Below are 26,007 nucleotides of genomic sequence, written 5' to 3'. Positions count from 1 at the left end.
ACGAAGGAGTCGCATGCGCGTGCAGTTGGGGCGCAGCTTCGGCTGGCTGTGGTCGGCCTATGCCGTCAGCACATACGGCACGTGGATCGCCTTCGGCGCCTTCCCCCTCATCGCGGTGCAGGTGCTGCACTCACCGGCATTCGCCGTCTCGCTTCTCGAAGCGACCGGACTCACCGTCGCGGCGATCGTCGCGGTCCCGCTCGGGCCGTGGGTCGAGCACCGGGCCAAACGGCCGGTGATGATCGCCTCGGACCTGGCCCGGTTCCTCGCGATGGCGAGCGTTCCCATCGCGTACTTCCTCGGCGCACTGACCTACGGCCAACTGCTGGTCGTCTCGGTCGTCTCCGGAACCTCGAGCATCGTCTTCACCGCCGCCTCCGGCGCGTACCTGAAACATCTCGTCCGCAGCGAGCACCTCCTCGTCGCGAACGGAAGATTCGAAGGCACGAGCTGGGTGGCGACCGCGGCGGGACCGCCCATCGGCGGCGCGCTCGTCGGGCTGCTCGGCCCGGTCGTCACCGTCGCCGCCGACGCGCTCAGCTTCCTGCTGTCCGCGCTCGGGGTCCTCCGCATCCGTGGAAGCGACGTCGCAGCGCCCCGCGACACCGCCACCAGGTTGCGCGCCACCGACCTGCTGGGCGGCTGGCGATTCATCCTGCACGACCGAGTCCTACGTCGCCTGTTTCTCAACTCGATCCTGGTGAGCGGCCTGATCATGGCCACCCTCCCACTCCTGGCCGTCCTCCTGCTGGGCGAATACCGTTTCCCCGCCTGGCAATACGGTCTCGCCTTCGGCATCCCGGCGCTCGGCGGCTTCGTGGGTGCCCGCCTGTCGGCGCGCCTCGTCGCCCGCCACGGCAGGCGCCGGGTCTTGATCGTCTCCGGCTGGCTGCGCTCGATCTTCCCGCTCGGCCTCGCCTTCACCCAACCGGGGATCGCCGGACTCCTCACGGTGATCGTCGTCGAAGGCCTGCTGATCACCTGCATGGGTGTCTTCAACCCCATCAACGCGACAGAACGCCTGCAGCGCACTCCCGCCGATCACACCGCACAGGTCCTCACCGCGTGGAGTGTCAGCAGCAAACTCACCCAGGCCACCCTCATGGTGATCTGGGGAGTCCTCGCCACACTCACCAGTCCACTCACCGCGATCACCATGTCCGGCGTTCTCCTGCTCTCCACCCCGCTCCTGCTACCCCGGCGGACACACATGCCCGAACCCGTGGCCTCGTCGGCCGAGGACGTCCCGGCCGCACGACTCGATAGGATTCTCGATTGAGGTTCTGACACATCACCCACAGAGAGAGTCGTTACGTGACAGAGGAATCCGACCGCGAAGACCTACTCCTCAGCGATGACGAGCGCATGCACGCCTTGAATGTCATCAGCGAGCACTACGCCGCAGGACGGTTGGACACCACTGAGTTCTATGACCGCTCGGAAGCGATCGCCTCCGCACGCACCCTCGACGTCATGCGCGGCGCTTTCCTGGGGCTGCCAGGCGGAATGCCGCTCGAGCAGGTCGACGGCCATCTCCGGAAGATCCCGGTCGGCGCAACCACCCCCGCGGCCCTGACCACGTCACCCAGTGCCGAGGCGGAGCTCTCCTCCCTGCGCAGGCGCGGCGGATTGATCGATTCGCTCGACGGAGTGATCTTCGGCATCACCCTCGTGACTTTCCTCGTACTGCAACTGGTCATCGACTGGGACTACGCCTGGGTCGTCTGGCCGTCACTGATCGTCACTCTGAGCCTCCCCCGGATGATCCTCAGCTTCAGCGACGACGACGAGGAGATCTACGAGGAGTTGAAGACCTCGGAAGCCCGATCACGCAAGAAGCGCCTCCAGGAGGCCACCGAGCGGATACACCAGCTCGAGACCAAGCGCGAACCCGACACGATCTGACCGCTCAGCGCGGCCGGATCGTGGGCGGGTCGTAGGCGCGGATCGGCGGCAGCTCGTCATCGAACCGCTCGACCTGCACGAGTACGTGCTGACCGGTGCAGCCGCGCGCCAGGCTCGAGGTGCCGACGTCGGCGGTGAGCACGTTCGGATTGCCGTGCACGCACATCGAATCCGGGTCGGCGGGGTCCAACGGATCGAACCAGGCGCCCGTCGAGAGTTGGACGACGCGGACCCGCACGCCCTCGTCGAGCACCGCCCCGGCCAGGCAGGCGCCCCGGTCGTTGAACACCCGGACCACGTCCCCGTCCGCGATACCGCGGGCGGCCGCGTCGTCGGGGTGCAGCCGGATCGGTTCGCGCCCCTGCACTTTCGAATTCTGACTGGTGGCCCCGTGGTCGAGTTGGCTGTGCAGCCGGGTCTTCGGCTGATTCGCGATCAGGTGCAGCGGGAAGGCCTCGGCCCGCCGTCCACCGAGCCATTCCTCCGGCTCGTACCAGGTCGGGTGTCCGGCGCAGTCCTCGTAGCCGAAGCCGTCGATGTCTGCCGAGAAGATCTCGATCTTGCCGCTCGGGGTGCGCAGCGCGTTGGCCTCGGGATCTGCCCGGAACTCCTCGAAGAGCGTCAGCTCCTCCTCGGTGCGCATGCGGACGTGCCCGCGCCGCCAGAACTCGTCGAACTCCGGCGCCTCCCCTCCGTCCGCAAGGACGTACCCGCGCCACTGGCCGTAGAGGTGCTCGATCCACTGCCCCGCGGTGCGGCCCTCGGTGAACCGCTCCCCGAACCCGAGCCGGTGCGCGAGCGCGGCGAAGGTGTCGTAGTCGTCGCGGGCATCGGCGAATCGCGGTGTGGCGGCGTGCATCGCGACCATCAGCGGATCGTTGCGCGTGCAGGACAGGTCCTCGCGTTCGAGGGACGTCGTGGACGGAACGACGATGTCGGCGTGCTTGGCCATCTGCGTCCAGTACGGATCGTGCACCACGATCGTGTCCGGCCTGGCCAGCGCGCGGCGCAGCCGACCGAGGTCCTGGTGGTGATGAAAGGGGTTGCCCCCGGCCCAGTACACCAACCGGATGTCGGGGAAGGTGCGGCGCTGACCGTCGAAGTCGTACTCCTGCCCCGGATTCAGCAGCAGGTCCGAGATCGCCGCCACCGGGATGGAGTCCGACACCGGGTTGGTCCCCTGGAACAGGGTCGGCAGCGGGTACGGCACCGGCGCAAGACCCGGCTCGTTCATCGAGCCGTACCCGTGCCCGAAACCGCCTCCCGGCAAACCGATCTGGCCGAGCATGGCGGCCAGGGTGATGCCCGCCCACGGAGCCTGCTCGCCGTGTCGCACCCGTTGCAGCGACCAGGTGACCGAGATCAGGGTGCGCCCCTCGGCCATTCGGCGGGCCAGGTCCGCGATGGCGTCGGCGGGCAGGCCCGACAGCTCTGCCGCCCACTCGGGCGTCTTGGCGACGCCGTCCGCCGCGCCCAGCAGGTATTGCTCGAACACCTCATAGCCGGTGCAGTAGCGGTCCAGGAACTCCCGGTCCGCGAGCCCCTCGTCGGCGAGCACGTAGGCGCAGGCGAGCATGATGGCCACGTCGGTCCCCGGACGCGGTGCGAGCCACTCCGCCTCGCCGTGCAGGTCGTCGCGCAACGGGCTGATGGACACGATCCGGCCGCCCCGCGCCCGCAGCGCATCGAGCGCGCCGCGGGTCGGGTGATGGCTGGTGCCGCCGTCGTTGACGGCGGTGTTCTTGAGCGGCACTCCCCCGAAGCACACCATCAGATCGGTCTCGCGGGCGATGACGTCCCAGTTCGTGGAGCGGGCGAACATCTTCCAGTGTGTCCCGACCACGCGCGGCATGATCACGCCGGTCGCGCCAAGCGAGTAGCTGTGCTCGGAGCGCGTGTAGCCGCCGAGCATCTTGAGGAATCGGTGGACCTGGCTCTGTGCGTGGTGGAAACGGCCGGGCGAGGACCAGCCGTAGGAGCCGCCGAAGATCGCGCGGTTGCCGTGCGTATCCACGACGCGACGCAGCTCACCGGCGAGTAGGTCGGCCAATTCGTCCCAGGACACCGCGACGAACTCGTCGGATCCCCGCCCCTCGGACGGCCCTGGACCCCGCTCGAGCCAGCCACGCCGGACGGCCGGTCCCGCCACCCGCGAGCGATGCCGGACGGAGCCGACCGTGTTGGCCAGGATCGGTGAGGGATCGCCGTCACCGGGGTACGGGTGCACCGCGGTGACCTCGGTGCCGTCGGATTCCGCCTCGAACATGCCCCAATGCGCCATGTGCTGGCGGCGCGTGGTTCCCGAACTCATGGCGGCCAGTCTGCCACCAGCGCAGGCGCCGCCCCGAACACCCTCGAGCGCCCGGTTTTGGGTGTATGCCTGATTCATGAGTCGCGGCGACGGACCGGCTCCACATGTCCTGGAACTTCGCATTCACGGGGTGAGCAACACCCCGCCGCACGACATGCTCGACGTGCAGGCCGACCAGGTGCACCGGGTGATCGGCGACCAGCTCGCCGGGTTCTGGACCGTCGACGGTGACGCCGCGGCCGAGCTCACCCCCGATCAGCGCGGGTACACCCCGCCTGGCGTCCGGCGCGAGGCCTACTCGTGGGGTGGGCTGGCGCGCACGACACCGGGAGGCACGGCACCCCTCGGTCAGGCGGTGCTGGCCGTGGTGATCAGGGCGGCCTGGTGCCTGGTGATGCCCTACGGGCTGACGAACCTGGCGTACTGGTCGCGGAATCTCTGCACCACCCCGGCCCAGGTGCGCCGGACCGCCACCGTGGTCCGACTGTTCGGGCTCGGCCTCACGCTGCTGTTCGTCAGCACCGTGGTGACGGTCTCCTCGGACCTGATCGCGCTGCAGTATCTGGAGCACGAGTCCGGGAACCTGCCCTCGCAGTTCCAGGCCCTGGCGAATCTGCCCCCGCAACGGCGACTGGCGGTGTCCCTGCTGGTGCCCGCCGCCGCGCTGGCGGTGCTGTGGTTCGTCTCGGCGCGGTCGCGGACCCGCTACGACGTGGACGGCGCTCGGCAGACCGCGGAGTCGGCGGATGCCACACCGGTTCTGCGGCGGCACGGGTTCTGGAACAACCGCGGCCACGCCACCGAGACCTCGATGATCCACATCGCCGCGGGGGTGGCGGGCACCGTGGCGATGTCCGCGCTGTTCGCCCCGCCCCGTGACGAGCGATTCGGCTGGGCCTTCTCGGCGATCGCGATCGTCGCCGTGCTGGCGATGGTCGCGGGCGCGGTGCGGCTGGTGCTCACGAGCGAGCGTGGTGTGGACGTGCCGGTCTCCCGCGCGGAGGAGGGCGTGCCCGCGGCGACCTGGGTTGTGGTCGCGGTCAGCGCGGCGGCCTTCGTGGCGCAGTCGCTGTTGCTCGCGTTCGGGCCCCACGACCCGAACGCTCCCGACGGGGACGCGCCGAGGCTGGACGGCCTGGTCGCGGTGCCAGCGGTCCTCGTCCTCGTGTTGCTGGCGCTGGCGCTGGCCGGACTCTCGATCCGGCGGATGTCGCCGTGGTGGACGATCGCGCTGGCTACCACACTCGGCGTGGCGGCGGTCGCGTACCTCTGCGGGCAGCGGGGGCCTGCGGTGATCGCGGGCGCGGCCGTCTTCCTCGTCTTGCTCGCACTCGCGTTGCCCGGCAGCGAATTCCAGGCCTGGTCGGGCCGGGCCGTCGGCGTCTTCCTGCTGTTGGCCCTCGGCGGCGCCATGCTGCTGTCGAACCTCGTGGTGGTCGGCGTCGGCAACTGGCTCAACGGCTCCGGCGGGGCCGCGGAGCTGGTGTCGGACGACCCTGCGGGTTGCCAGACCGAGATCCGCATCCCGCCGATCTTCGGCTGGTTCGGCGTCGGCCTGGTCGCGGCCGCCGCCGTGCTGGTCGTCGTGCTCGTGGTTGCGGGGTGCTGTGCCGTTCGGTGGGCGGCCTTCATCCGGGCCCGCGGCGGAGGTGTCACGCCGTCCCCGGCGACTGCGGATGCGATCGCGCTCGTGGACCCCGACACCGTCCCCGCCGAGCGACTCGCCAACGCCGCCCATCGCGCCGAACCGGCGATCGGCGTGCTCGCCGCGCTAACCCTCCTCGCGCTGCTCCCCTGCGTGATCCTGCCGCTGCTGCCCCGGCCACGCGACGGGGAACGCGCGTATCTGCAACTCCCCACCGGATGGGGCGCGCTTCTCGCCGCGGCACTCGCGGCGGCATTGGTTGGCGCCCTGGCCCTTCGACCACGCAGCGGCAGGCCGCTCGGCATCGTGTGGGATCTGCTGGGTGTGGTCCCGCGGGCCGCGCACCCGTTCGGCCCGCCCAGCTACTCGGAGCGGGCGGTACCGGAACTCGTCGCCCGGTGCGACGCCTGGCTCCGCGCGGACGACGGGAACCGGGTGGTGCTCTCCGCGCATTCGATGGGGTCCGTGCTCGCCGTCGCGGCGCTCCTCGACCCACGGTCCGAGGCACTGGCCGAGCGCGGCGCCCTGCTCACCTACGGTTGCCAACTGCGTGCCTACTTCGGCCGCATCTTCCCGGAACTGTTCGGACCCGACGCCATCGCGAACGCGCCCGCGTCGGGTGCGCGCCCGCTCGCGCCCGACGAGTTCCTGGGCGACGACGCCGGCCCGGCGGCACATCCCCGCGCGCAGACGCTGTCCGGCCTGCTCCGAGGAACCCCGGGGCGCCCGCGGTGGATCAACCTGTGGCGCGAGACCGACCACCTGGGTTTCCCGGCGTACTCACGACTCCCGAACCGGGTGGACGTGCGGGCCGACGAGGTCGACAGGTCCGGATACCTGCCGACCGTCGCCGGCCACAGCGGCTACGTCCGCACCCCGCAGTACCGGGACGCACTCGCGGAGTTGCGGCGGATTATCGAGGCGTGAGGCCGATCAGGGCAGGGACGCGATCAGCTTCTCGACGTCCACCCGGGGCCCGGTGAAGAACGGGACCTCTTCGCGCACGTGCATCCGCGCGTCGGTGGCACGCAGGTCACGCATCAGGTCGACGATCCGGTCGAGCTCGGGCGCCTCGAACGCGAGGATCCACTCGTAGTCGCCGAGCGCGAAGGCGGGGATGGTGTTCGCGCGCACGTCCGGGTAACCGCGACCCGCCTTGCCGTGGTCGGCGAGCATCTTGCGGCGCTCGTCGTCCGGGAGCAGGTACCACTCGTAGGACCGCACGAACGGGTACACGCAGATGTAGGCACCCGGCTCCTCACCCGCGACGAACGCGGGCAGGTGGCTCTTGTTGAACTCCGCGGGGCGGTGCAGTGCGACGTTGCTCCACACCGGGTCGCTCGCGCGACCGAGGATGGTGGTGCGCCGGAAGTCGGCGTAGAGCTTCTGCAGATCCTCCAACTTCTCCGCGTGCGTCCAGATCAGGAAGTCCGCGTCGGCGCGCATCCCGGCGATGTCGTAGACGCCGCGGACGGTCGCGTCGGTATCCTCGAAGGAATCGAAGAACGCCTTCGCGTCGTCGATCGCCTTGGTGCGGTCCTCTTCGAGGACGCCCGGCTGCACCTGGAACACCGAGAACATCGCGTAGCGGAGCGTGGAGTTGAGCTTGTCGTAATCGAGGCGTGCCATGGCTCTATCGTGCCATCTGCTCCGCGACCGTGGTCGCCGCCGTCGTCGCCGCCGCCACGCAGGCGGGCACACCGACGCCGTGCAGCAGTGCCCCCGCGACGGCGAGCCCGGGCAGCGCGCCGATCGACTCCTCGATGACCTGCACGCGGTCGAGGTGGCCCGGCCCGTACTGGGGCAGCCCACCGTGCCAGCGCTGCACGACCGCGTCGACCGGATCGACCCGAAGGCCGGTGACCGTCTCGAGGTCCGCGCGGGCGGCCGCGACGAGTTCGGCGTCGGGGGCGTCGACGATGTCGGCGTCCCCGAACCGACCGAACGAGGCCCGCACCAGCGCCCCGCCGCGCTCGGCCAGGTGCGGCCATTTGCGGCTGGACAGCGTGAATGCCTTGGCGCGCACGGATTCCCCGGTGGCGACCAGGATGCCGGAGTTCTGCGGCAGCGGCGCCGCATCGGCAAGCGCGAGGGCGACGACGACGGACGAGGCCAGCGGGATCTGCGCGGCGGCCGCACTCGCGACGGGCGCGACCTCGGACAGCAGCGCGGCCAGCGACGGCGCCGGCACGGCCAGCACCACGCCGTCGACCCGGCCGACCGGATCGATCCACCAACCCGTCCCGCCGGGCGAGCGGGACAGGCCCGACGCGTCCGCGCGCAGCACCGTCGCGGCTGCCCTTTCCTTCAGCGCGTCGAGCAGCACGCCGTAGCCGTCGCGAAGCCCGCCGAACACCGGGCCGGGCTTCGGCCCCGGCATCGCCTCGGCGACCGCCGCCGACAGGCTGGCGGCGCCGCGGTCCAGCGCCGCGGCCAGGGTCGGCAGCGCCGCGCGCACGCCGATCGAGTCCGACAGTCCCGAGTACACGCCGCCGAGCAGCGGGTCCACCGAGCGACGCACCACCTGCTCGCCGAAGCGGGAACCGACAAGGGTCGCGACATCGGTGTCGGAGCCGGGCCGCCAGTCCAGCGGAACGCCCGGCTCGGCAGCGATCCGGGCCAGGGTCTGCTCATCGACGAGTCCCGCCATCGACTCCGGTCCCGCCGGGATGCCCATCAGGGTGCCCCCTGGCAGCGGGTGCAGCGTGGCCCCGGACCAGATCAGCGGGCGCACCCCGGCCGGGGCGACGATCTGGTCGGACAGGCCGAGTTCGGCGAGCAGCGCGGGCACCTCGGGCCGCCGCGCGATGAAGGCCTCCGCGCCGACGTCGACGCCGTCGCCGGCCAACTGCGTGGTCCGCAGCTTGCCGCCGACGCGCCCCGACGCCTCGACCATCGTGATGACGGCGTCGGGCCCGAGCCGCTGACGCAGTCGATACGCGGCCACGAGGCCGGAGATGCCCCCACCGATGACGGCGACCGATGTCACAGCGAGTGCACCAGCTCCACCGCCGCGGTCAGCACGCCCGGATCGGTGTCAGGGAGCACCCCGTGGCCGAGGTTGAAGATGTGGCCGATCGCACCCGCCGCGAGGGCCCGGTCCGCCTCGCCCGCCACCCGGCGGACCTCGCGTTCGACGGCATCCCAGCCGGCGAACAACACCGCCGGGTCGAGATTGCCCTGCAGCGCCTTGCCGGGGCCGACGCGGCGGGCGGCCTCGTCGAGCGGGATCCGCCAGTCGACGCCGACCACGTCGGCGCCCGCCTCGCCCATGGCACCGAGCAGTTCGCCGGTGCCCACACCGAAGTGGATCCGCGGCACTCCTGCCTCGGCGACCTCCGCGAACACCCGCTCCGAATGCGGCAGCACGAACTGGCGGTACTCGGCGAGCGAGAGCGCACCGGCCCAGGAGTCGAACAGCTGCACCGCGTCGACGCCTGCGTGCAGCTGCGCCTTGAGGAACGTGATCGTGGTGTCCGCGAGCGATCCGAGCAGCGCGTGCCAGGTCTGCGGATCCGAGTGCATCAGCGCCTTGGTGCGCTCGTGGTTACGGCTGGGACCGCCCTCGACCAGGTAGGAGGCCAGGGTGAACGGCGCCCCCGCGAACCCGATCAGCGGGGTCTCGCCCAGTTCCTTGGTGAGCAGCGAGATCGCCGCGGTGACCGCGCCAACCTCCTCGGTGCGCAGCCGCGGCAGCGCCGCGACATCGGCCGCCGAGCGGATCGGCGAGGCGACGACGGGTCCGGTGCCTGCCACGATGTCCAGGTCGATGCCCGCCGCCTTGAGCGGGACGACGATGTCGGAGAACAGGATCGCCGCGTCCACCCCGTGCCTGCGGACCGGCTGCATGGTGATCTCGCAGACCAGCTCGGGATTGAAGCAGGATTCGAGCATCCCGATCCCGGCCCGGATCTCGCGGTACTCGGGCAGCGACCGGCCGGCCTGCCGCATGAACCACACCGGACGGTGTGCCGGTGTGCGCCCGGTCGCGGCCGCCAGCAGCGGAGCCTGGGGCAGCATTCGCCGGTACGGGTACTGCGCGCCGGTGGTCATGGCCGCATTCGTGTCTTCCAGGTCGCTCATATGTCCCAACGCTCGTCGCCCGCCAAGTTTCCTTTCCCGGTCATGCTGCCAGATCCGCGACCGGGAACCCGACTCCAGCCGTGGCGGGCAGGCCGGGGCGACTCATGCACCGATCTGGCCTGCGATCCGGTGCTCGAGCTGTGCTCGTGCACCGGCCGGCAGCACGATCAGCCCGTCGAGGTCCTTACGCGCCTTCGCATACGCGCTCTGCCGCTCTTCCTGGGTGGCCCCCTCGTCCATGGCCAGCCGCAGCAGCCGCTGGGCACGGACCAGCCGCTCTTGCTCGCGAGCGGTGAATCCGCTGCGACGCCGTCGCTTCGCCTCCGCTTCGCAGACATCGAAGGCGATCGCGTAGCCATGCACGGCGTCGCGGTACTCGACCTGCGCCTCGTGGTTGCCGACCATCGATTCCGGGTCCTCCGGCCGGAGCAGGTCCGCGCGTCGCTTGGCCTTGTGGAACTCGACCGTCAGCGGCTCGCGCATGTCCGTGATCATCGGGAAGTCGAGCAGCGTCACCAGGCTCATCTCGTAGCCGAACCAGCGCGCATCGGTCTGATCGTGCTCGTCGACGATCTTGGCGATCTCGCGTCGCTGGGTCCGCTCGTCGGTGTGGATCTGCGCCTTGGCGCGAGCAATCTCGATCTTCGTCTGCTGCTTCAGCCGGTAGCGCTCCAGTCGCCGCTCGGCGCGGCGCCGGTTGGCCGCGCCGACTGCTTTCACGGCCCCGCCGATACTGCCGCCGAAGACGAACAGCAGCCACCAGGAGTGCGAGAGAAACCCGAGCAGCTGGTCCACCTCTTCATGATGCCTTCGGCGGGAGCAACGCGCGACGCGGAGCGCCGGGAGCCGATGCCGCTAGAACCGGCGCGCCTCCACCGGCGAGGATCGGGGCAGGTCTAACGTCCGCGTTGTGACCACGTCGGGATCCCCTGCCGAGCCTGCTCAGTTTCGCAGCGCGATAGCTGCGATGCAGAAGGCCGCGGTGCACCCGCAGATCGAGATCGGTCCGATCCGGCCACCGCAGCGATTGGCTCCGTACAGCTACGCGCTCGGCGCCGAGGTCCGGCATCCCGAGTCCGACATCGTGGCCGAACAGTCCGAGGGTGACGCCTTCGGACGGCTGATCCTGCTGTACGACCCCGAAGGCGACGAGGCCTGGAACGGCACCATGCGGCTGGTCGCGTACATCCAGGCCGACCTCGACGCCGATCTCGCCGCGGACCCGCTGCTGCCGGAGGTCGCCTGGAGCTGGCTGGTAGACGCGCTCGAGACCCGCGGTGAACCGATGACCGCGCTCGGCGGCACCGTGACCGCGACCAGCTCGGTGCGGTACGGCGACATCGCGGGACCGCCGCACGCGCATCAGCTCGAACTGCGCGCCTCATGGACCGCGACCTCCATCGAACTCGGCCCCCATGTGGAGGCGTTCTGCGAGGTGCTGGCCTACGCCGCCGGCCTGCCGCCGGTCGGCGTCACCCAGCTCGGGAGTCCGTCGAAGGGTTGAGCTCAGTGTGCGGGCGCTGCGCGGGCTCCGCGCCGGACGCCCTGCCCGCCCGGACCGAATCGAGGAACGCCGCGATCGCGCGGATCACCTGGTCGCTGCGAATCGAGTGGAAGATGTCGAAGGCGTGCTGCGCGCCGCGCAGTTCCGCATAGGCGACCGGGCTGGTCGAGACAGCCCGCAGCCTCGCCACGAACTCCCTGGCCTCCGCCACCGGCAGCAGCGAGTCGTGGGTCCCGTGCACGACGAGGAACGGCGGCGCATCGGCGCGCACCTTCGCCAGCGGCGACGCGGCCAGGTAGTCCTCGGGGAATCGCGCGCCCTTGCCGAGCACCATCTCGCTGATCCTCGACTCGACACGGGCCCGCACCTGCCTGATGCCCGTCTCCGCGGCGAAGTCGTAGGCCCCGTACATCGGTACGCAGGCCGACACCGAGGTGTCGATGTCCTCGAAACCCGGCTGGAGCCCGGGGTCGTTGGCGGTGAGCGCGACCATCGCGGCCAGGTGCCCACCGGCCGAGCCGCCCGTCACTGCGAGGAAATCGGGGTCGCCGCCGTACTTGTCGCCGTTCGTCCGCAGCCAGGCGACGGCCTGCTTGAGCGCGATGAGATGGGCGGGCCAGCTGGCGCGCGGCGAGAGCGGATAGTTCACCGCCGCGCACACCCACCCGCGGGAGGCCAGCTCCACCATCAGCGGCAGGCCCTGATGGTCCTTGCTGCCGATCACCCAGCCGCCGCCGTGGATCTGCAGCAGCATCGGCGCGTTCGGCGGTAGGTCGCGGTGGTGGTAGACGTCCACGCGGAACCGGGCACCGCCGGGCGCGTACTCGAGGTTGCTGACCCTCGCGACATCCTCGCGGAGCATCCGGAACGGCCTGCTGCTCGAGCGCCAGTCGATGGGGCTGCCTGCACCGGGATCGTCCACGCCGATCTCGCGCAGTGCGTCCGCCATCTCCTGCCCCGCGCGACGGGACGAGACCATCGCCGCCGTCAGCCCGGCAGCGGACACGGCCGCGAGCGCGAGACCCAGCCGGTCGCTACGCGTGGACACGCCGTGGCGGGCCAGGTGGACACCCGCGTCGAGGACCGTCGCCCCGAGTTGCTGGGGCGCCAGTTCCGACGTCAGCCAGCCGGCGAGGAAGGCGGGCACGGAGGCCCACATACCGGGGACGGGTCGCAGCGCGTTGGCCGTCAGCGCCGCGTTGACCGCCTGCCGGATCAGGAAACCCCGTGTCATGTGACCTCTTTCACCCCTGCGCCCGAAGCGGGCTTTTCCGTTCACCCGATTCAATAGTAGAAGCGCCTCTAAAGTTGGGACATGGAGAGACTGAGCGGTCTGGATTCAACGTTCCTCTATCTCGAGACCCCCACCCAGCTCTTGCACGTCTGCGGGCTGATCGTCCTCGACGTCTCGACGATCCCGGGCGGGTACGACTTCGATTCCTTCAAGTCGGAGCTCACCGCCAGGGCACAGGGCATGCCCGTCTTCCGCAGGAAACTGCACGACTCCGTGCTGAACCTCGACCATCCGGTCTGGGTCGACGACCCCGAGTTCGACATCGACCGGCACGTGCACCGGATCGCGGTACCCGGCCCCGGCGGCCGCAAGGAGCTCGCCGACCTGTGCGGTCACATCGCAGGCCAACAGATGGACCGCACCATCCCCCTGTGGGAGATGTGGGTGATCGAGGGCTCCGAGGACGGCACCGTCGCGATCATGTCGAAGATGCATCACGCGAACGTGGACGGCGTGACCGGGGCGAGCATGATGGCGCAATTGTGCGGGCTGTCCCCCGACGCGCCGCGACCGGAGGTCGACCCCGACCAGCGCACGGCGGGCGACGCGGACACCCTCGATCTCGCCGTCAGTGGCCTGGTCGGTTTCGTCAGCCGCCCGCTCCAGCTGGCCAGGGCACTGCCGAGCGGGCTCGCGCTGCTGCCGAAATGGATCACCCGCGCGCGACGCGGCGAGGCGATGCCCGCGCCCTTCACCGCGCCGCGGACCTCCCTCAACGGGGCGCTGACCGGCCACCGCAATATCGCCTACGCACAGCTGGATCTCGCGAAGGTCAAGCTGGTCAAGGACGCCTTCGGCGTCAAGGTCAACGACGTGGTGCTGGCGATGGTCGGCGGTGCGCTGCGCCGCTACCTCACCGACCGCGACGAGCTGCCCGACACCTCGCTGGTCGCGATGGTCCCGGTCTCGGTGCACGAGACCTCCGATCGGCCGGGGACCAACCAGATCTCGGGGATGTTCACCCAGCTGGGCACGCAGATCGGCGACCCCGTCACCCGGCTCACCGAGGCCAACGCGCACAACACCATGGTGAAGTCGCACAATGCCTCGCTCGGCGCCAGCCTGCTCCAGGACTGGTCCCAGTTCGCGGCGCCCGCGGCCTTCGGCCCGGCGATGCGGGTCTACTCCTCGCTCAAGCTGGCCGAACGCCATCCCGTGGTGCACAACCTGGTGGTCTCCAACGTCCCGGGTCCGCCGGTCCCGCTGTATCTCCTCGGCGCGCGCATCGTGGCAATGTTCCCGCTCGGACCGATCTTCCACGGCGCCGGACTCAACGCGACGGTGATGTCCCTCGACGGCAGGCTCAACGTCGGCCTGATGTCCTGCCCGGAGCTCGCTCCCGAGCTGTGGGACCTGGCCGACGCCTTCGGGCCCGCCCTCGACGAGATGGTCAAGGCCGCCCGCGCCAAGACCCGCAAGCGCAAGGCCACGTCCGCCCGGACGTGACGCGCACCCGGCGTCTGCTGAAGCGGCCGGGTTCGCGCCGTAAGGTCATTGTTCATGTCCGATGTCAGCGACCAGGCCCCCGAGCGCACCGCCGTGCCGCTCCTGACCCCCGAAGGCGGGCTCCCCGAGCTCGTCGACTCGACCCGGTTGCTGGCCGCGGCCGTCGACCGGCTCGCCGCGGGCACCGGCCCGCTCGCGGTCGACGCCGAGCGCGCATCCGGCTTCCGGTACTCGAACCGCGCCTACCTGCTGCAGTTCCGGCGGGCCGGCGCGGGCACCGTCCTGGTCGATCCCATCCCGATCGCGGGCGACCTGGCCCCGCTCGCCGAGGTGATCAACCCGCTCGAATGGGTGCTGCACTCGGCCGATCAGGATCTCCCCGGGCTCGACGAGCTCGGCATGCGGCCCGCCGCCCTCTACGACACCGAGCTCGCGGGCCGGCTGGCCGGCTACGAGCGGGTCGGTCTGGCCGCGATCGTCGAGCGCACGCTCGGGTTCGAACTGAAGAAGGGGCACGGGGCCGACGACTGGTCCAACCGCCCGCTGCCGGAAACCTGGCTGAACTACGCGGCACTCGACGTCGAGGTGCTCCTTGAGTTGCGCGACGCCGTCGCCGAGGATCTGGAGTCGCAGGGCAAGACCGACTGGGCCGCGCAGGAATTCGAGCACGTGCGGCTCGCGGGCCCGCCGAAGCCCAAGCCCGACCGCTGGCGACGCACGTCGCAGATCCACTCCCTCAAGTCGCCGCGCCAGCTGGCCGCGGTGCGCGAACTGTGGACCGCACGGGACGAGTTGGCACGCAAGCGCGACGTCGCGCCGGGGCGGGTCCTGCCCGACTCGGCGATCGTCGCGGCGGCGACCGCCGACCCGAGGACCGTCGACGCGCTGCGGGCGTTGCCGGTGTTCGGCGGACCTCGTCAGCGCCGGTCCTCTGCGCTGTGGATGCAGGCGCTCGAACGGGCACGGGCACTCTCGCCCGAGGACCTCCCCCCTGTCACGCAGCCGTTCACCGGTCCGCCGCCGGTCAACCGCTGGTCACGACGCAATCCCGAGGCCGCGGAACGGCTGACGGCGGCCCGCGCGGCCATCACCGAACTCTCAGAGCGGGTGAAGGTCCCGGTGGAGAACCTGCTCACCCCCGAGCTCGTCCGGCGCCTGTGCTGGGATTTCGATCCCGCCGATCATCCAGGAGACCTCACACGGGTGACCGCCGAGATCGACGAGACACTGGCGGCGGGCGGTGCCAGGCCGTGGCAGCGCGAGCTGACCGCCCCCCTGCTCGCGGAGGCACTGCGCACGGCACCCACCCATGTTACTGGTGAGTAATACGCGCTAGAGTGGACGTGCCGGACGTCGTGTCCGGCCGTTCGTCCACTCCAGCCAGGAGGAATCCAGCGTGGCTGCTCCCGCATCACAGCGCAGCGTCGTCTTCGTCGACGGCATCCGTACCCCGTTCGGCAAGGCCGGACCGAAGGGCATGTACGCGGAGACCCGTGCCGACGACCTCGTCGTCAAGGCCATCCGCGAACTGCTCCGCCGCAACCCGCAGCTCGACCCCGCCCGCATCGACGAGGTCGCCATCGCCGCGACCACGCAGACCGGCGATCAGGGCCTGACCATCGGCCGCACCGCCGGAATCCTCGCCGGCCTCCCGGAGACCGTGCCCGGCTTCGCCATCGACCGCATGTGCGCGGGCGCGATGACCGCCGTCACCACCACCGCGTCCGGCATCGGCTTCGGCCAGTACGACGTCGTGATCGCCGGTGGTGTCGAGCACATGGGCCGTCACCCGATGGGCGAGGGCGCCGACCCCAACCCGCGCTTCCTGGCCGACCGCCTGGTCGATCAGAGCGCGCTGGTGATGGGCAACACCGCCGAGAACCTGCACGACCGGTTCCCGACCATCACCAAGGAACGCACGGACGCCTACGCCGTGAACAGCCAGAACAAGTACGAGGCAGCCAAGAAGGCCGGCTTCATCGCCGACACCCTTGTGCCCGTCGCCACCCGCTCGGCCGCAGGCTGGGGCCTGGCGACCGAGGACGAGCCGCCGCGCCCCGGCACCACCGTCGAGGACCTCGCCGGCCTCAAGACCCCGTTCCGTCCCGCGGGCCGGATCACAGCAGGCAACGCGGCGGGCCTGAACGACGGCGCCACCGCCGCGATCCTCGCGGGCGAGGACACCGCCCTCGAGCTCGGCCTGCCGATCGGCATGCGCATGGTCGGCTTCGCCTACCAGGGCGTCGACCCGGCCGTGATGGGCTACGGACCGGTCCCTGCCACCGAGAAGCTGCTGGCCCGTACCGGATTGAAGATCGAGGACATCGGGCTCTTCGAGCTCAACGAGGCCTTCGCCGTCCAGGTCATCGCCTTCCTCGAGCACTACGGCATCGCCGACGACGACCCGCGCGTCAACCAGTGGGGCGGCGCCATCGCGTGCGGCCACCCTCTCGCCTCCTCGGGAGTGCGTCTGATGACGCAGCTCTCCCGCCAGTTCGCCCAGCGTCCCGACGTCCGCTACGGCCTGACCAGCATGTGCATCGGTCTGGGCATGGGCGGAACCGTGATCTGGGAGAACCCGAACTTCGACGGAGCCAAGTAACCATGTCTGAAATCGCAACCGCATTCGCCGACGAGGTCGTGACGAACGCGTTCACCAAGCTCGTGTCCGTCCCCGGGATCGAGGGCAAGGTCGCCCTGATCACCCTCGACAACGGCTTCGACCACACCAAGCCGTCGTCGTTCGGCCCCGGCGGACTCACCGCGCTCGACGCCGCGCTCGACGAGGCCTTCGCCGCGAACCCGACGGCGATCGCCATCACGGGCAAGCCGTTCATCTTCGCCGCGGGCGCGGACCTCAAGGGCGTGCCGTCCATCACCAGCCGCGAGCAGGGCCTCGAGCTGGGCCGACTAGGCCACAAGGTGTTCCGTCGCCTGCGCGAGTCCACCGTTCCGACCTTCGCCTTCGTCAACGGCGTCGCGCTCGGCGGCGGCCTCGAGGTCGCGCTGCATAGCCACTACCGCACCGCATCCGAGAGCGCGGGCGCGCTCGGCCTGCCCGAGACCATGCTCGGCCTGGTTCCCGGGTGGGGCGGCACGCAGCTGCTGCCGAACCTGATCGGCGCCGACAAGGCGGTCACCCTCGTCATCGAGAACCCGCTCAACAACGGCCGGGTCATCAACCCGAAGAAGGCCCTCGAGCTCGGCGTCGTCGACGCGGTGTTCGGTTCCGCCGACTTCATCGAGCAGTCCCTCGGCTGGGCCGCGCAGGTCCTCGCGGGGGAGATCACCCCGGCCCGCCAGGAGATCGACCGTGGCAAGGACTGGGACGACGCCATCGCCCGCGCGAAGGCCATCGTCGCAGGCAAGACGAAGAACAACGCCCCAGGCGCGGTCCGGGCCATCGAGCTGCTCGAGCTGGCCCGCGGCACCGACCTCACCGATCCGGCCTCGCTGGACGCCGGCTTCGCGGCCGAGGACGAGGCGCTCGCCGACCTGCTGATGGCCGACGAGCTGCGCGCAGGCCTCTACGCCTTCGACCTGGTGAACAAGCGGGCGAAGCGTCCCGCAGGCGCGCCGGACAAGTCGTTGGCGCGCAAGGTGACCGGCGTCGGCATCATCGGTGCCGGCCTGATGGCCAGCCAGCTCGCGCTGCTGTTCGTGCGCCAGCTCAAGGTCCCGGTGATCCTCACCGACATCGACCAGGAGCGCATCGACAAGGGCGTCGGCTACGTCCACACCGAGATCGACAAGCTGCAGGGCAAGGGACGGCTGTCCGCCGACGCCGCCAACCGCCTCAAGGCACTGGTCTCCGGCTCGCTGGACAAGTCGGCGTTCGCCAAGACCGACTTCGTCATCGAGGCCGTCTTCGAGAACCTCGACCTGAAGAAGAAGATCTTCGCCGAGCTCGAGGACTTCATCGCCCCCGAGACGATCCTCGCGACCAACACCTCGTCGCTGTCGATCACCGACATGGCGGCCGACCTCAAGCACCCCGAGCGGGTCGTCGGCTTCCACTTCTTCAACCCCGTCGCGGTGCTGCCCCTGCTCGAGATCATCAAGGGCGCCAAGACCGACGACGCTACGCTGGCAACGGCTTTCGCCACCGCCAAGACGCTGAAGAAGTCGGCCGTGCTGTGCGGCGACAAGGCCGGATTCGTCTTCAACCGCCTCGTCACCCGCACCCTCGGTGAGGTCATGACCGCGGTGGACGAGGGCACCCCGTTCGACGTCGCGGACAACGCGGTTGGCGGGCTGGGCATGCCGATGAGCCCGTTCACCCTGCTGGCCCTCGTCGGTCCCGCGGTCGCGCTGCACACCGGCGAGACCCTGCAGGCCGCGTACCCCGAGCGGTTCACGAGCTCGCCCGGACTCGAGGCGCTCGTCGAGGCCCGCAAGCCCGGCGTGTGGACCTACGGCGAGAACGGCCAGGTCGTCGACCCCGAGGTCGCCGCGCTGTGGCCCCAGGGCGACAAGGCGTCCACCGCCGAGGAGGTCCTCGAGCGCACGCGTCGCGCGTTCGCCGAGGAGATCGCGATCATGCTCGACGAGGGTGTCGTCGCGGCGGCCGAGGACATCGACCTCTGCCTGATCCTCGGTGGCGGCTTCGGCTTCTGGAACGGCGGCATCACGCCGTACCTGGACCGGACCGGCACCTCGGAGGCCGTGAACGGCAAGCGCTTCCTGGCGCCGGGCGTCGCGAGCGTCTAGCTGGTACGGCACACATCACGAAACGGGCGCGGCGCGGGAACTTTCCCGCGCCGCGCCCGTTTCGCTGGGTCTCGCCGCCGTTACAGCGTTATGGTGCAGGGTGCCCGTGAACGGCGGCTGTGGATGGCCGCACCGACGAAAGGCCATAACAGAATGCGAGTCAGACGTCTCAGGGGTGGGAGGGCCGTCTCGAGGCTCAAACGCTCGATATTGGTGTCAATGGCGATCGTGCTACCGCTCGGGGTGTCGGTAGCAGGTCCCGTTGGCACCGCGAACGCGGCGTTCGATCCGAACTTCGGTTACGACTTCTGGGTCAACTCCGACATGGGGCCGATCAAGTCACGGATCTTCCGCGCGGCCGACGGCAACACCAATCGTGTCGTGTATGCCCTCGACGGGATGCGCGCCCGCAACGACCTCAATGGTTGGGAGATCGAGACCAACGTCGCCCACGCGCTGACCGCCGCGAACATCAACGTCGTGATGCCGGTCGGTGGAGAGTCGAGCTTCTACGCGGACTGGAACGCGCCGAGCACCTGGGGCCCGGGAGACCTCGGTTCCTCCACCGGCAGCTCAAGCGGGTCGTCGGGGATGGGCAGCTCGGATGCTGCGGCCGACGCCGACGGAAAGGTCAACACCTACAGGTGGGAGACGTTCCTGACCCGACAGCTGCCGAGCGAGCTGGCCAAGCGGGAAGGGTTCAGATCCACCCGCAACGGCGTGTTCGGTCTGTCCATGGGCGGCAGCGCCGCGCTGACCCTCGCCGCGTACTTCCCGCAGCAGTTCAGCTTTGCAGGCTCGTACTCCGGCTTCCTCAACAACTCCGCGCCCGGCATGCGTGAAGCCCTGCGCGTCGCGATGATCTCCGCCGGCGGCTTCAACATCGACGCGATGGCACCGCCGTGGGGTCCACAATGGCTCCGGATGGATCCGTTTGTGTTCGCGCCACGCCTCAAGGACAACAACACCCGCCTGTGGATCTCCTCCGGCAGCGCGCTCCCCGGCAACGGAGACGTCAACGATGCACTCGGAATCGTGCAGGCAGTTCCGTTGGAGGCGTTGGCACTGGCCAACACCCGCGCGTTCGAGGTCCGGATGGCCACCATCGGCGCAGGCAACGTCCACTACGACTACCCCGCCACGGGAGTCCACAACTGGAAGAACTGGGAGGACCAGGTCTACCGCATGATTCCCGACCTGTCGGCCAACATCGGTTGAGTCGTCCATAGGGTTCACCTCTCGGATCCGCGCCCCAGGCACCTCGCCCGGGGCGCGGACCGGTTTCCGGAGCCAATAGAGTTAGGTTAGGCTCCCCTTTATGCGTTCACTCTTTCGTCTCGGCATCGCCGCCCTCGCCGCCACCACCCTGGTCGGCTGCGCCTCCGACACCGCAGACTCCGGCGACGCCGCGGCCGGCGACGGCACCTACCCGGTGAGAATCGAGAACACCTTCGGTACCACCACCCTCGAGGCGAGGCCGGACCGACTCGTCACCATGGGCTGGAACGCCCAGGATGTGCTCTACGCGCTAGGCCTCACGCCCGTGGGCCAGCCGAAGTACGTGTACGGGGCCAACCCGAACGGCGTGATGCCGTGGGCCGAGAAGTACTACGACGCGGACAAGACCACGCTGTTCGACGACCCGCAGGCAGGCGAGCCGTCCATCGAGACACTGGCCGCCCTGGCCCCCGACGCGATCCTGGCGCCGTACGAGGGATTCGACCAGGCCTACTACGACAAGCTCAGCCGGCTCGCCCCCACCGTCGCGTATCCGGGCAAGGCCTGGCAGACGACGTGGCAGGACCAGACCAGCATCATCGGTGAGGCGGTCGGCAAGCCAGACGAAGCGGAGGGCCTGATCGACGGGCTGGGGAAGACCCTGGCCGACACCGGATCCCAGCACCCCGAGTTCGCGGGAAAGACCCTCGCGGTGGTGAATTTCGACACCGGCGCGGGTGAGGCCAACGTCTACCTGCCGACGGATCCGCGGGTCCAGGTGCTCACCGAGCTCGGCTTCGTGAACGCCCCCGGCGTGGAGAAGCTCGCCGCGGCCAACGAGAGCGGCAAGTTCTACCAGGACATCTCGTTGGAGAACGTGCACGACATCGATGCGGACGTCATCGTGGCCTTCACCGACGGCGCGACAGATCCGCTCGGCAACCCGGCCATCGCCTCGCTCGGGGCGGTTCAGCGCGGCTCGGCCGTCCTCCTCAGCGATCAGCAGGTCATCGCCGGACTCAGCAACGTCAACGTGCTCAGCGTCCCGTGGGTGCTCGACAAGATCGTCCCGCAGCTGTCGGAGGCCGCGCAGCGCGCCGGCTGAGGTCTCGCTACCTACATGCGACCGCCGACGCCACCCGTGGGGGCGATCTGGTCGATGATCGCGAGATCGTCGGGAGTCAGCTCCAGTTCGGCCGCGGTGACGTTCTGGCCGACGCGCTGCGGGTTGCGGGATCCCGGGATCGGCACGATGTAGTCGTCGCGGGTCAGCAACCACGCCAGTGACAGCTGCGCGAGCGTGGCGCCCTTGCTTCCGGCAAGTGCGGTCAACTCGTCGACGATGGCGATGTTGGCATTGAAGTTCTCGGGCGCCCACCACGGGATGTACTGACGGAAGTCGTTGGCGTCGTATCTCTCGCGGGAGGCCACCGCGCCGCTGAGGAAGCCCCGAGCCAGCGGTGAATAGGCGACGAATCCGATACCGAGCTCCTCGAGGACGGGAAACAGGGGTTCGACGTCGCGCGCGAAGATCGAGTACTCGGTCTGCAGCACCGAGATCGGGTGTACCGCGTGCGCGGCGCGGATGGTGGACTCGTCCGCTTCGGACAGCCCCAGATATTTGACCTTGCCTGCCTCGACGAACTCTTTCATGGTGCCGATCACGTCCTCGATCGGGATGTTCGGGTCGGGGCGATGCTGGTAGAGCACGTCGATCGTGTCGACGCGGAGGTTGCGCAGGCTGGCCTCGACCACCTCCCGGATGTGCTCCGGGCGCGAGTCGAGACCGAAGGAGCGGGTGAAGCCGAACTTCGTCGCGATGACCACGTCGTCGCGGATCGGTGCGAGCGCCTGTCCGAGCAGTTTCTCGCCTTCGCCCCAGCCGTACATCTCGGCGGTGTCGAACATCGTCACGCCGAGCTCATGGGCCTTTCGGATCGCGGCGATCGACTCGGCGTCGTCGGTGGGGCCATAGCCCGTGGCGGTACCCATCGCCCCATAGCCGAGAGCGGCAGCGGCCAGGCCCTGACTGCCGAGAGTGCGGATGTCCATGATGAAGCCCTTCTGTTGTCACAGCCAGTCACAGGTGTCAGCCTCTGACACTTCCGGCACTGTACGCTTCCATCGTGGAAAGCTCATCGAATCCGGGCCTGCGCGACATCACGCGCAAGGCCGTACGCGCACGGATCGCCGAGGTCGCGATAGACCTGTTCGCCCAGCAGGGTTTCGATGCGGTCACCGTCGAGCAGATCGCCGCAGAGGTGGGCATTTCGGCCCGCAGCTTCCACCGCTACTTCCCGGCCAAGGAAGACACAGTCATCGGCGACCTCATCCCCTGGGGTGAGTTCGTCCGCGACGCCTTCGCCGCGCGGCCGGCCGATGAACCGGTCTGGGATTCTCTGCGTGCGTCCTTCGAAGCCCTGCTGGCTCAACCGAACAGGGACGAACAACGAACCAAGAGAACCATGCGCGTTCTGACGAGCGCGGCCTCCCTACGCGCCCGCAACCTCGAGAAGCACCTGCTGTGGGCAGGTCTGCTCAACCCGCTCGCGAAGGAGCGACTAGCCGGCGATCTCGCAGTACTGCGAGCACAGACACTGGTACAGGCGTCGCTGGCCTGCTTCGACGTTGCGCTGACCGCCTGGGCCGAGCCCGACGAGACCAAGGATGCCGTGGAGCTCCTTCGTCAATCCTTCGCCACGCTCGCGCCCAGAAATCCTACGTAGGGCCGACCACCGCGCTCTACGTCCCGTGAAGCCAGGCCACGGGCATTTGACCACACCCCCACTGCGCGAGATCGTGAATCTCATTCGGTCGACCAGGGGGGGACTTCGCGATGGACACCGAGCCAATGGTGCCGATCGGATTCGATATCGCTTGGACGGCAATGGTGGCCGTATGGGCGATCTTGACGATCACGGCGCTCGTCTCCGCATTCAGGGCCGACCATGACCGCTGGGGAGGGTACCTGCGTGTTCTGTCAAGAGGTGGAACATTCGAACACCGGACCGCTGATCTTGGCGTGGGTCGACGAGGGAAGCGTCGACCCACGCCAACTCCGAACAACCGTTAGACCTCACTAACTCTGAGGGGATGCGCTCCCCATCCGGCCGCTACAGAACGCTCGCACTGCACAGGCTCATCGCCAGCGCGGATCAGTAGAGCGGTCAACATGGTTGCGCCGTATTCGAGAACCTCCCTCACGAGAGGTCCGGTCGCAACGAGTGAGGTCAGCCCGTGGCCGATGATCCAGCATTGGGTGGCAAGTTCCGGCGCAACAACCGCGTCGGATAGTCGCCCGGCGAGCTTTGCTCGTTCTACAGCGCGAACGAGGTAGCTCAGGGTTTCATCTGCGGCCAGAGGATCTTCGAGTTCGATGGTGTCGTCGAACATGACGCGATAGAGGTCAGGATTCGCCAACGCATTGGATACGTATGCGGAACCTAGGGCAACCAAGTCCCGAATGGGATCGTCGGAGACTGGAGTCTTCTCGAGAATCGCCGCCAGCCGTGTGAATCCTTCCTGCCGCACGGCCATCCACAAGCCGTCCATGCCGTCGAAGTAGGTGTAGACGGCCATCGTGGATACGCCGGTCCCAGCAACGAGTACACGAATCGTGATCGGCTCCCTGGCACGAAGCAGCCGGGCCGCTCGCTCCACCAACAGTTCCCGAATCGCAGGATCCTTCACTCTAACCACGCCAAAACAATACATAACGCTGCTATGTTTTCTCGTGACCGATCGCCTGGCCCGGACAGAGATGAGAGTTGAAATGCCAGTTACCTTGATCAACCCTGAAGGACTGCCGAAGCCCGACGTCTACCGGCAACTGTCAATCTCGACGGGCTCGAAGATCGTTTTCCTTGCAGGACAGGTCGCTCGCGATGCAGACGGAAGACCGGTCGGTGACGGCGACTTCGCCGCACAGGTCGAGCAGGCGTACCTCAACATCGGAACAGCTCTCAACGAGATCGGCGGGTCGTTCGATGACGTCGCGAAGCTGACCATCTACGTTGTCGACTGGACCCCGGACAAGATGGCACTCCTGGGTGAGGGCGTGACCCGAGCGGCCGAGAAGATGGGTATCGACCCGGTCAAGCCGATCACGCTGTTGGGAGTCGCGTCCCTGGGAGAACCGGATCTCATGGTCGAAGTCGAAGCGACAGCGGTACTTTCCTAGCTTCCGCATCCTAGGCTCGCCGGGCGCCTGGATTCTGCTCACAGCCCAGCTTCGAGCTCCGCCGCCCGCCGCAAGTCATCAGCCAGTTCTGGTCCACCGTCCGCCGTCTCTCTTGCGCGGGCCAGCAGTTCTCGGGCCAGGTCAAGCTCACGTCGGCGGACCGCCACGTCGGCCCGCAGCACCAGCAGCTTCACGAGCTGGACGGGGGTCGGCTCGTCGTCGCTGCGATGCAGGGCCCGGTCGAGGACCTTCACCGCCAGCTCGAGGTCCTGCTTGGCATCGGCGAACAGTGAGCCCATGTGGATTGCCCGGTCGAATGTGTTCTGCGGCAACGGCCGGTGCTGTTGATCTTCACTGATCGGCTGGGCGATCTGGATGGTGTTTCCACCGGGATCGGTCATCAGAAACTGTCGGACCCCGTAGCTCATATCCTTCAACGCACCCACCCGCGGAACCCCTTGTGTAGGGACTGACCCGAAGGCCTCCTGCATCCCCTGCGTGAAGACCGCGTACAAGTAGTCGACGTCATCGGTGTTGACCAGGCAGCCATGCGCGCAGGACATCGGATCGAAGTCCTTGTCTCCATAAAAGTTCAGCTCGATACCCCCACGCTGCACGCTCAGAAACTGGTACGGCGCCGTCTGCCGGAACGTGATCTCAAACCCCAAGGCAGTGTAGAAATCGGCCACCGGATCAATCGACCGGGCCTTCAGCGCGGGAATCGTCTTCTCAGTCATGCCCCCGACGGTAAAGATCGAATCCACCGCGTGCACATGAAAGTGAGAACCCCAACTTTCCCTGGTCATCCGCTGATTTGCGCTATCTGCGGGCATTCAACACGGCCGACCACGACGTCAAAAACCCGCCGACGGCAGCAACTGTTCCGCTTGGGCACGAAGCGGGCTACGCAGACAGCGACACGGGGACCAGCTGTTGTTCGAAGTCGTCGCGCATGGTGCGCCATAGGCGTTTCGCGACTTGCCGTTTGAGGCATCGCATGGCCTCACGTGAGGTCTTGCCTTCGGCCATTTTCCGTTGGTGGTAAGCGTATCCGGGGCTGCTGGGTGTTCGGGCTTGGTGACGGCGACGATGTGGATGACGGCGTTCAGGGAGCGGTCGCCGCTGCGTGAGAGCTGGTGGCGCTGTTTGTCGGCGCTGGCGACTTCGACGGGGGCTGTGCCGGTGTAGCTGGCGTAGGCGGCCTCGTTGGCGAATCGGGTGGGGTTCCCGGTGCGGGCGAGGATGCGGGCTGCGGTCACGGTGCCGACGCCGGGGATCTTCGGTAGCTGGGTGCCGCTGGCGGCGCGTTCGGTCTTGATGCGGGTGGTGAGGTCGTCGATCTGGAATCGGATTCGTCGCAGGTCACCGACGATCTCGAGGGCGATGTTTTTGCGCATCGCGTCGGCCGCGGTCTCGGGCCGCAACCGCTTGAGTTGTGTGGGGGCGTCCTCGGTGGCGAAGTCGCGCTCGATCCCGCCCGGCAAGAGCTCGCGGAGGACGGCGTGGGGCTGGTTGACCAGCCGGCCGTTCTGTTTGACCAGGTCGGTGCTGCGTTCATCGAGGATCGCCAGCAAGTCGGTGTGCCCTTCCGGGGCGACCGGCCGGAAGTCGCCCTGACTGAACACGACACACGCGGCCGCGGCCGCGTCGATGCGGTCGTCCTTGCGCCGAGGCCCCCGCGGGGGAGCTCCCGCACCCGGGCTGTCCTCCG

22 protein-coding genes are annotated in these 26,007 nt (G+C 68.9%); 12 read left to right on the top strand and 10 right to left on the bottom strand.

Translation table 11 applies throughout. The features are described from left to right. The first annotated feature begins 13 nt into the window (after window positions 1-13). Window positions 14-1,279, top strand: a complete 1,266-nt coding sequence (locus tag C8K38_RS09820) for an MFS transporter (RefSeq protein ID WP_097211302.1) — start codon at window positions 14-16, stop codon at window positions 1,277-1,279. Between the two features lie 35 nt (window positions 1,280-1,314). Next, a complete protein-coding gene (locus C8K38_RS09815; RefSeq protein ID WP_097211301.1) occupies window positions 1,315-1,905 on the top strand; it encodes a DUF1707 SHOCT-like domain-containing protein in 591 nt (196 codons plus the stop codon). A 4-nt stretch (window positions 1,906-1,909) separates the two neighbouring features. Here C8K38_RS09815 and C8K38_RS09810 read toward each other — a convergent pair whose 3' ends face one another. After that, window positions 1,910-4,186 carry a molybdopterin-dependent oxidoreductase gene (locus tag C8K38_RS09810; RefSeq protein WP_097211300.1) on the bottom strand — a complete coding sequence of 759 codons (2,277 nt, stop codon included), beginning with the start codon at window positions 4,184-4,186 and terminating at the stop codon, window positions 1,910-1,912. A 160-nt stretch (window positions 4,187-4,346) separates the two neighbouring features. Between C8K38_RS09810 and C8K38_RS09805 the strand changes: the two genes are divergently transcribed. Further along, entirely contained in the window at window positions 4,347-6,788 is a 2,442-nt protein-coding gene (locus C8K38_RS09805) for a hypothetical protein (RefSeq protein ID WP_097211299.1), read from the top strand. 6 nt (window positions 6,789-6,794) lie between these two features. Here C8K38_RS09805 and hemQ read toward each other — a convergent pair whose 3' ends face one another. From hemQ to C8K38_RS09785, 4 genes are all read right to left on the bottom strand, one after another. After that, window positions 6,795-7,490, bottom strand: coding sequence for a hydrogen peroxide-dependent heme synthase (gene hemQ / locus C8K38_RS09800; RefSeq protein WP_097211298.1), 696 nt, complete (start codon window positions 7,488-7,490; stop codon window positions 6,795-6,797). A 4-nt stretch (window positions 7,491-7,494) separates the two neighbouring features. Next, entirely contained in the window at window positions 7,495-8,850 is a 1,356-nt protein-coding gene (locus C8K38_RS09795) for a protoporphyrinogen oxidase (protein WP_097211297.1), read from the bottom strand. Further along, window positions 8,847-9,944, bottom strand: coding sequence for a uroporphyrinogen decarboxylase (gene hemE, locus C8K38_RS09790; protein WP_373560240.1), 1,098 nt, complete (start codon window positions 9,942-9,944; stop codon window positions 8,847-8,849). Before hemE ends, C8K38_RS09795 begins: the two co-directional genes overlap by 4 nt. A gap of 102 nt (window positions 9,945-10,046) precedes the next feature. Continuing rightward, window positions 10,047-10,739 carry a hypothetical protein gene (locus C8K38_RS09785; RefSeq protein ID WP_097211296.1) on the bottom strand — a complete coding sequence of 231 codons (693 nt, stop codon included), beginning with the start codon at window positions 10,737-10,739 and terminating at the stop codon, window positions 10,047-10,049. Between the two features lie 115 nt (window positions 10,740-10,854). Here C8K38_RS09785 and C8K38_RS09780 point away from each other — a divergent pair, with 115 nt between their 5' ends. Beyond that, window positions 10,855-11,448 carry a DUF3000 domain-containing protein gene (locus C8K38_RS09780; RefSeq protein WP_077041436.1) on the top strand — a complete coding sequence of 198 codons (594 nt, stop codon included), beginning with the start codon at window positions 10,855-10,857 and terminating at the stop codon, window positions 11,446-11,448. On the opposite strand, the gene C8K38_RS09775 is transcribed toward C8K38_RS09780, so the two are convergent. Further along, window positions 11,417-12,682 carry an alpha/beta hydrolase gene (locus C8K38_RS09775; protein WP_097211295.1) on the bottom strand — a complete coding sequence of 422 codons (1,266 nt, stop codon included), beginning with the start codon at window positions 12,680-12,682 and terminating at the stop codon, window positions 11,417-11,419. The genes C8K38_RS09780 and C8K38_RS09775 overlap by 32 nt on opposite strands. Before the next feature lie 81 nt (window positions 12,683-12,763). On the opposite strand from C8K38_RS09775, the gene C8K38_RS09770 reads away from it, so the two are divergent. The 6 genes from C8K38_RS09770 (at window position 12,764) to C8K38_RS09745 (ending at window position 21,221) form a co-directional block, all read left to right on the top strand. Continuing rightward, complete coding sequence (locus C8K38_RS09770; RefSeq protein WP_097211294.1) at window positions 12,764-14,188, top strand: WS/DGAT/MGAT family O-acyltransferase; 1,425 nt, start codon at window positions 12,764-12,766, stop codon at window positions 14,186-14,188. Between the two features lie 54 nt (window positions 14,189-14,242). Then, entirely contained in the window at window positions 14,243-15,514 is a 1,272-nt protein-coding gene (locus C8K38_RS09765) for an HRDC domain-containing protein (protein ID WP_097211293.1), read from the top strand. A 70-nt stretch (window positions 15,515-15,584) separates the two neighbouring features. After that, window positions 15,585-16,790 carry a thiolase family protein gene (locus tag C8K38_RS09760; protein WP_097211292.1) on the top strand — a complete coding sequence of 402 codons (1,206 nt, stop codon included), beginning with the start codon at window positions 15,585-15,587 and terminating at the stop codon, window positions 16,788-16,790. A 2-nt stretch (window positions 16,791-16,792) separates the two neighbouring features. After that, a complete protein-coding gene (locus tag C8K38_RS09755; protein WP_097211291.1) occupies window positions 16,793-18,898 on the top strand; it encodes a 3-hydroxyacyl-CoA dehydrogenase NAD-binding domain-containing protein in 2,106 nt (701 codons plus the stop codon). 153 nt (window positions 18,899-19,051) lie between these two features. Next, a complete protein-coding gene (locus C8K38_RS09750) occupies window positions 19,052-20,116 on the top strand; it encodes an alpha/beta hydrolase (protein ID WP_097211290.1) in 1,065 nt (354 codons plus the stop codon). A gap of 100 nt (window positions 20,117-20,216) precedes the next feature. After that, the gene (locus C8K38_RS09745) at window positions 20,217-21,221 is read left to right on the top strand and encodes an iron-siderophore ABC transporter substrate-binding protein (RefSeq protein WP_097211289.1); all 1,005 of its coding nucleotides are present in this window, start codon (window positions 20,217-20,219) and stop codon (window positions 21,219-21,221) included. A gap of 11 nt (window positions 21,222-21,232) precedes the next feature. Here C8K38_RS09745 and C8K38_RS09740 read toward each other — a convergent pair whose 3' ends face one another. After that, window positions 21,233-22,168, bottom strand: a complete 936-nt coding sequence (locus C8K38_RS09740; RefSeq protein ID WP_097211288.1) for an aldo/keto reductase — start codon at window positions 22,166-22,168, stop codon at window positions 21,233-21,235. A gap of 74 nt (window positions 22,169-22,242) precedes the next feature. Here C8K38_RS09740 and C8K38_RS09735 point away from each other — a divergent pair, with 74 nt between their 5' ends. After that, complete coding sequence (locus C8K38_RS09735; RefSeq protein WP_257017371.1) at window positions 22,243-22,842, top strand: TetR/AcrR family transcriptional regulator; 600 nt, start codon at window positions 22,243-22,245, stop codon at window positions 22,840-22,842. Between the two features lie 343 nt (window positions 22,843-23,185). On the opposite strand, the gene C8K38_RS09730 is transcribed toward C8K38_RS09735, so the two are convergent. Then, window positions 23,186-23,815, bottom strand: a complete 630-nt coding sequence (locus tag C8K38_RS09730; protein WP_179800510.1) for a TetR/AcrR family transcriptional regulator — start codon at window positions 23,813-23,815, stop codon at window positions 23,186-23,188. A gap of 34 nt (window positions 23,816-23,849) precedes the next feature. Between C8K38_RS09730 and C8K38_RS09725 the strand changes: the two genes are divergently transcribed. Further along, window positions 23,850-24,296, top strand: a complete 447-nt coding sequence (locus tag C8K38_RS09725; RefSeq protein ID WP_441346760.1) for a RidA family protein — start codon at window positions 23,850-23,852, stop codon at window positions 24,294-24,296. A 38-nt stretch (window positions 24,297-24,334) separates the two neighbouring features. On the opposite strand, the gene C8K38_RS09720 is transcribed toward C8K38_RS09725, so the two are convergent. Both C8K38_RS09720 and C8K38_RS09715 read right to left on the bottom strand, forming a co-directional pair. Next, window positions 24,335-25,033, bottom strand: coding sequence for a VOC family protein (locus C8K38_RS09720; protein WP_097211350.1), 699 nt, complete (start codon window positions 25,031-25,033; stop codon window positions 24,335-24,337). 117 nt (window positions 25,034-25,150) lie between these two features. Next, window positions 25,151-25,921, bottom strand: coding sequence for a transposase (locus C8K38_RS09715; RefSeq protein WP_097211284.1), 771 nt, complete (start codon window positions 25,919-25,921; stop codon window positions 25,151-25,153). Between the last annotated feature and the right edge of the window lie 86 nt (window positions 25,922-26,007).

The sequence above is a fragment of the Rhodococcus sp. OK611 genome (assembly GCF_003050885.1).
GTDB lineage: Bacteria > Actinomycetota > Actinomycetes > Mycobacteriales > Mycobacteriaceae > Rhodococcus_G > Rhodococcus_G oryzae.
Note: the sequence above shows the minus strand (reverse complement) of the source record. Positions and strands in the feature narration are given on the sequence as shown.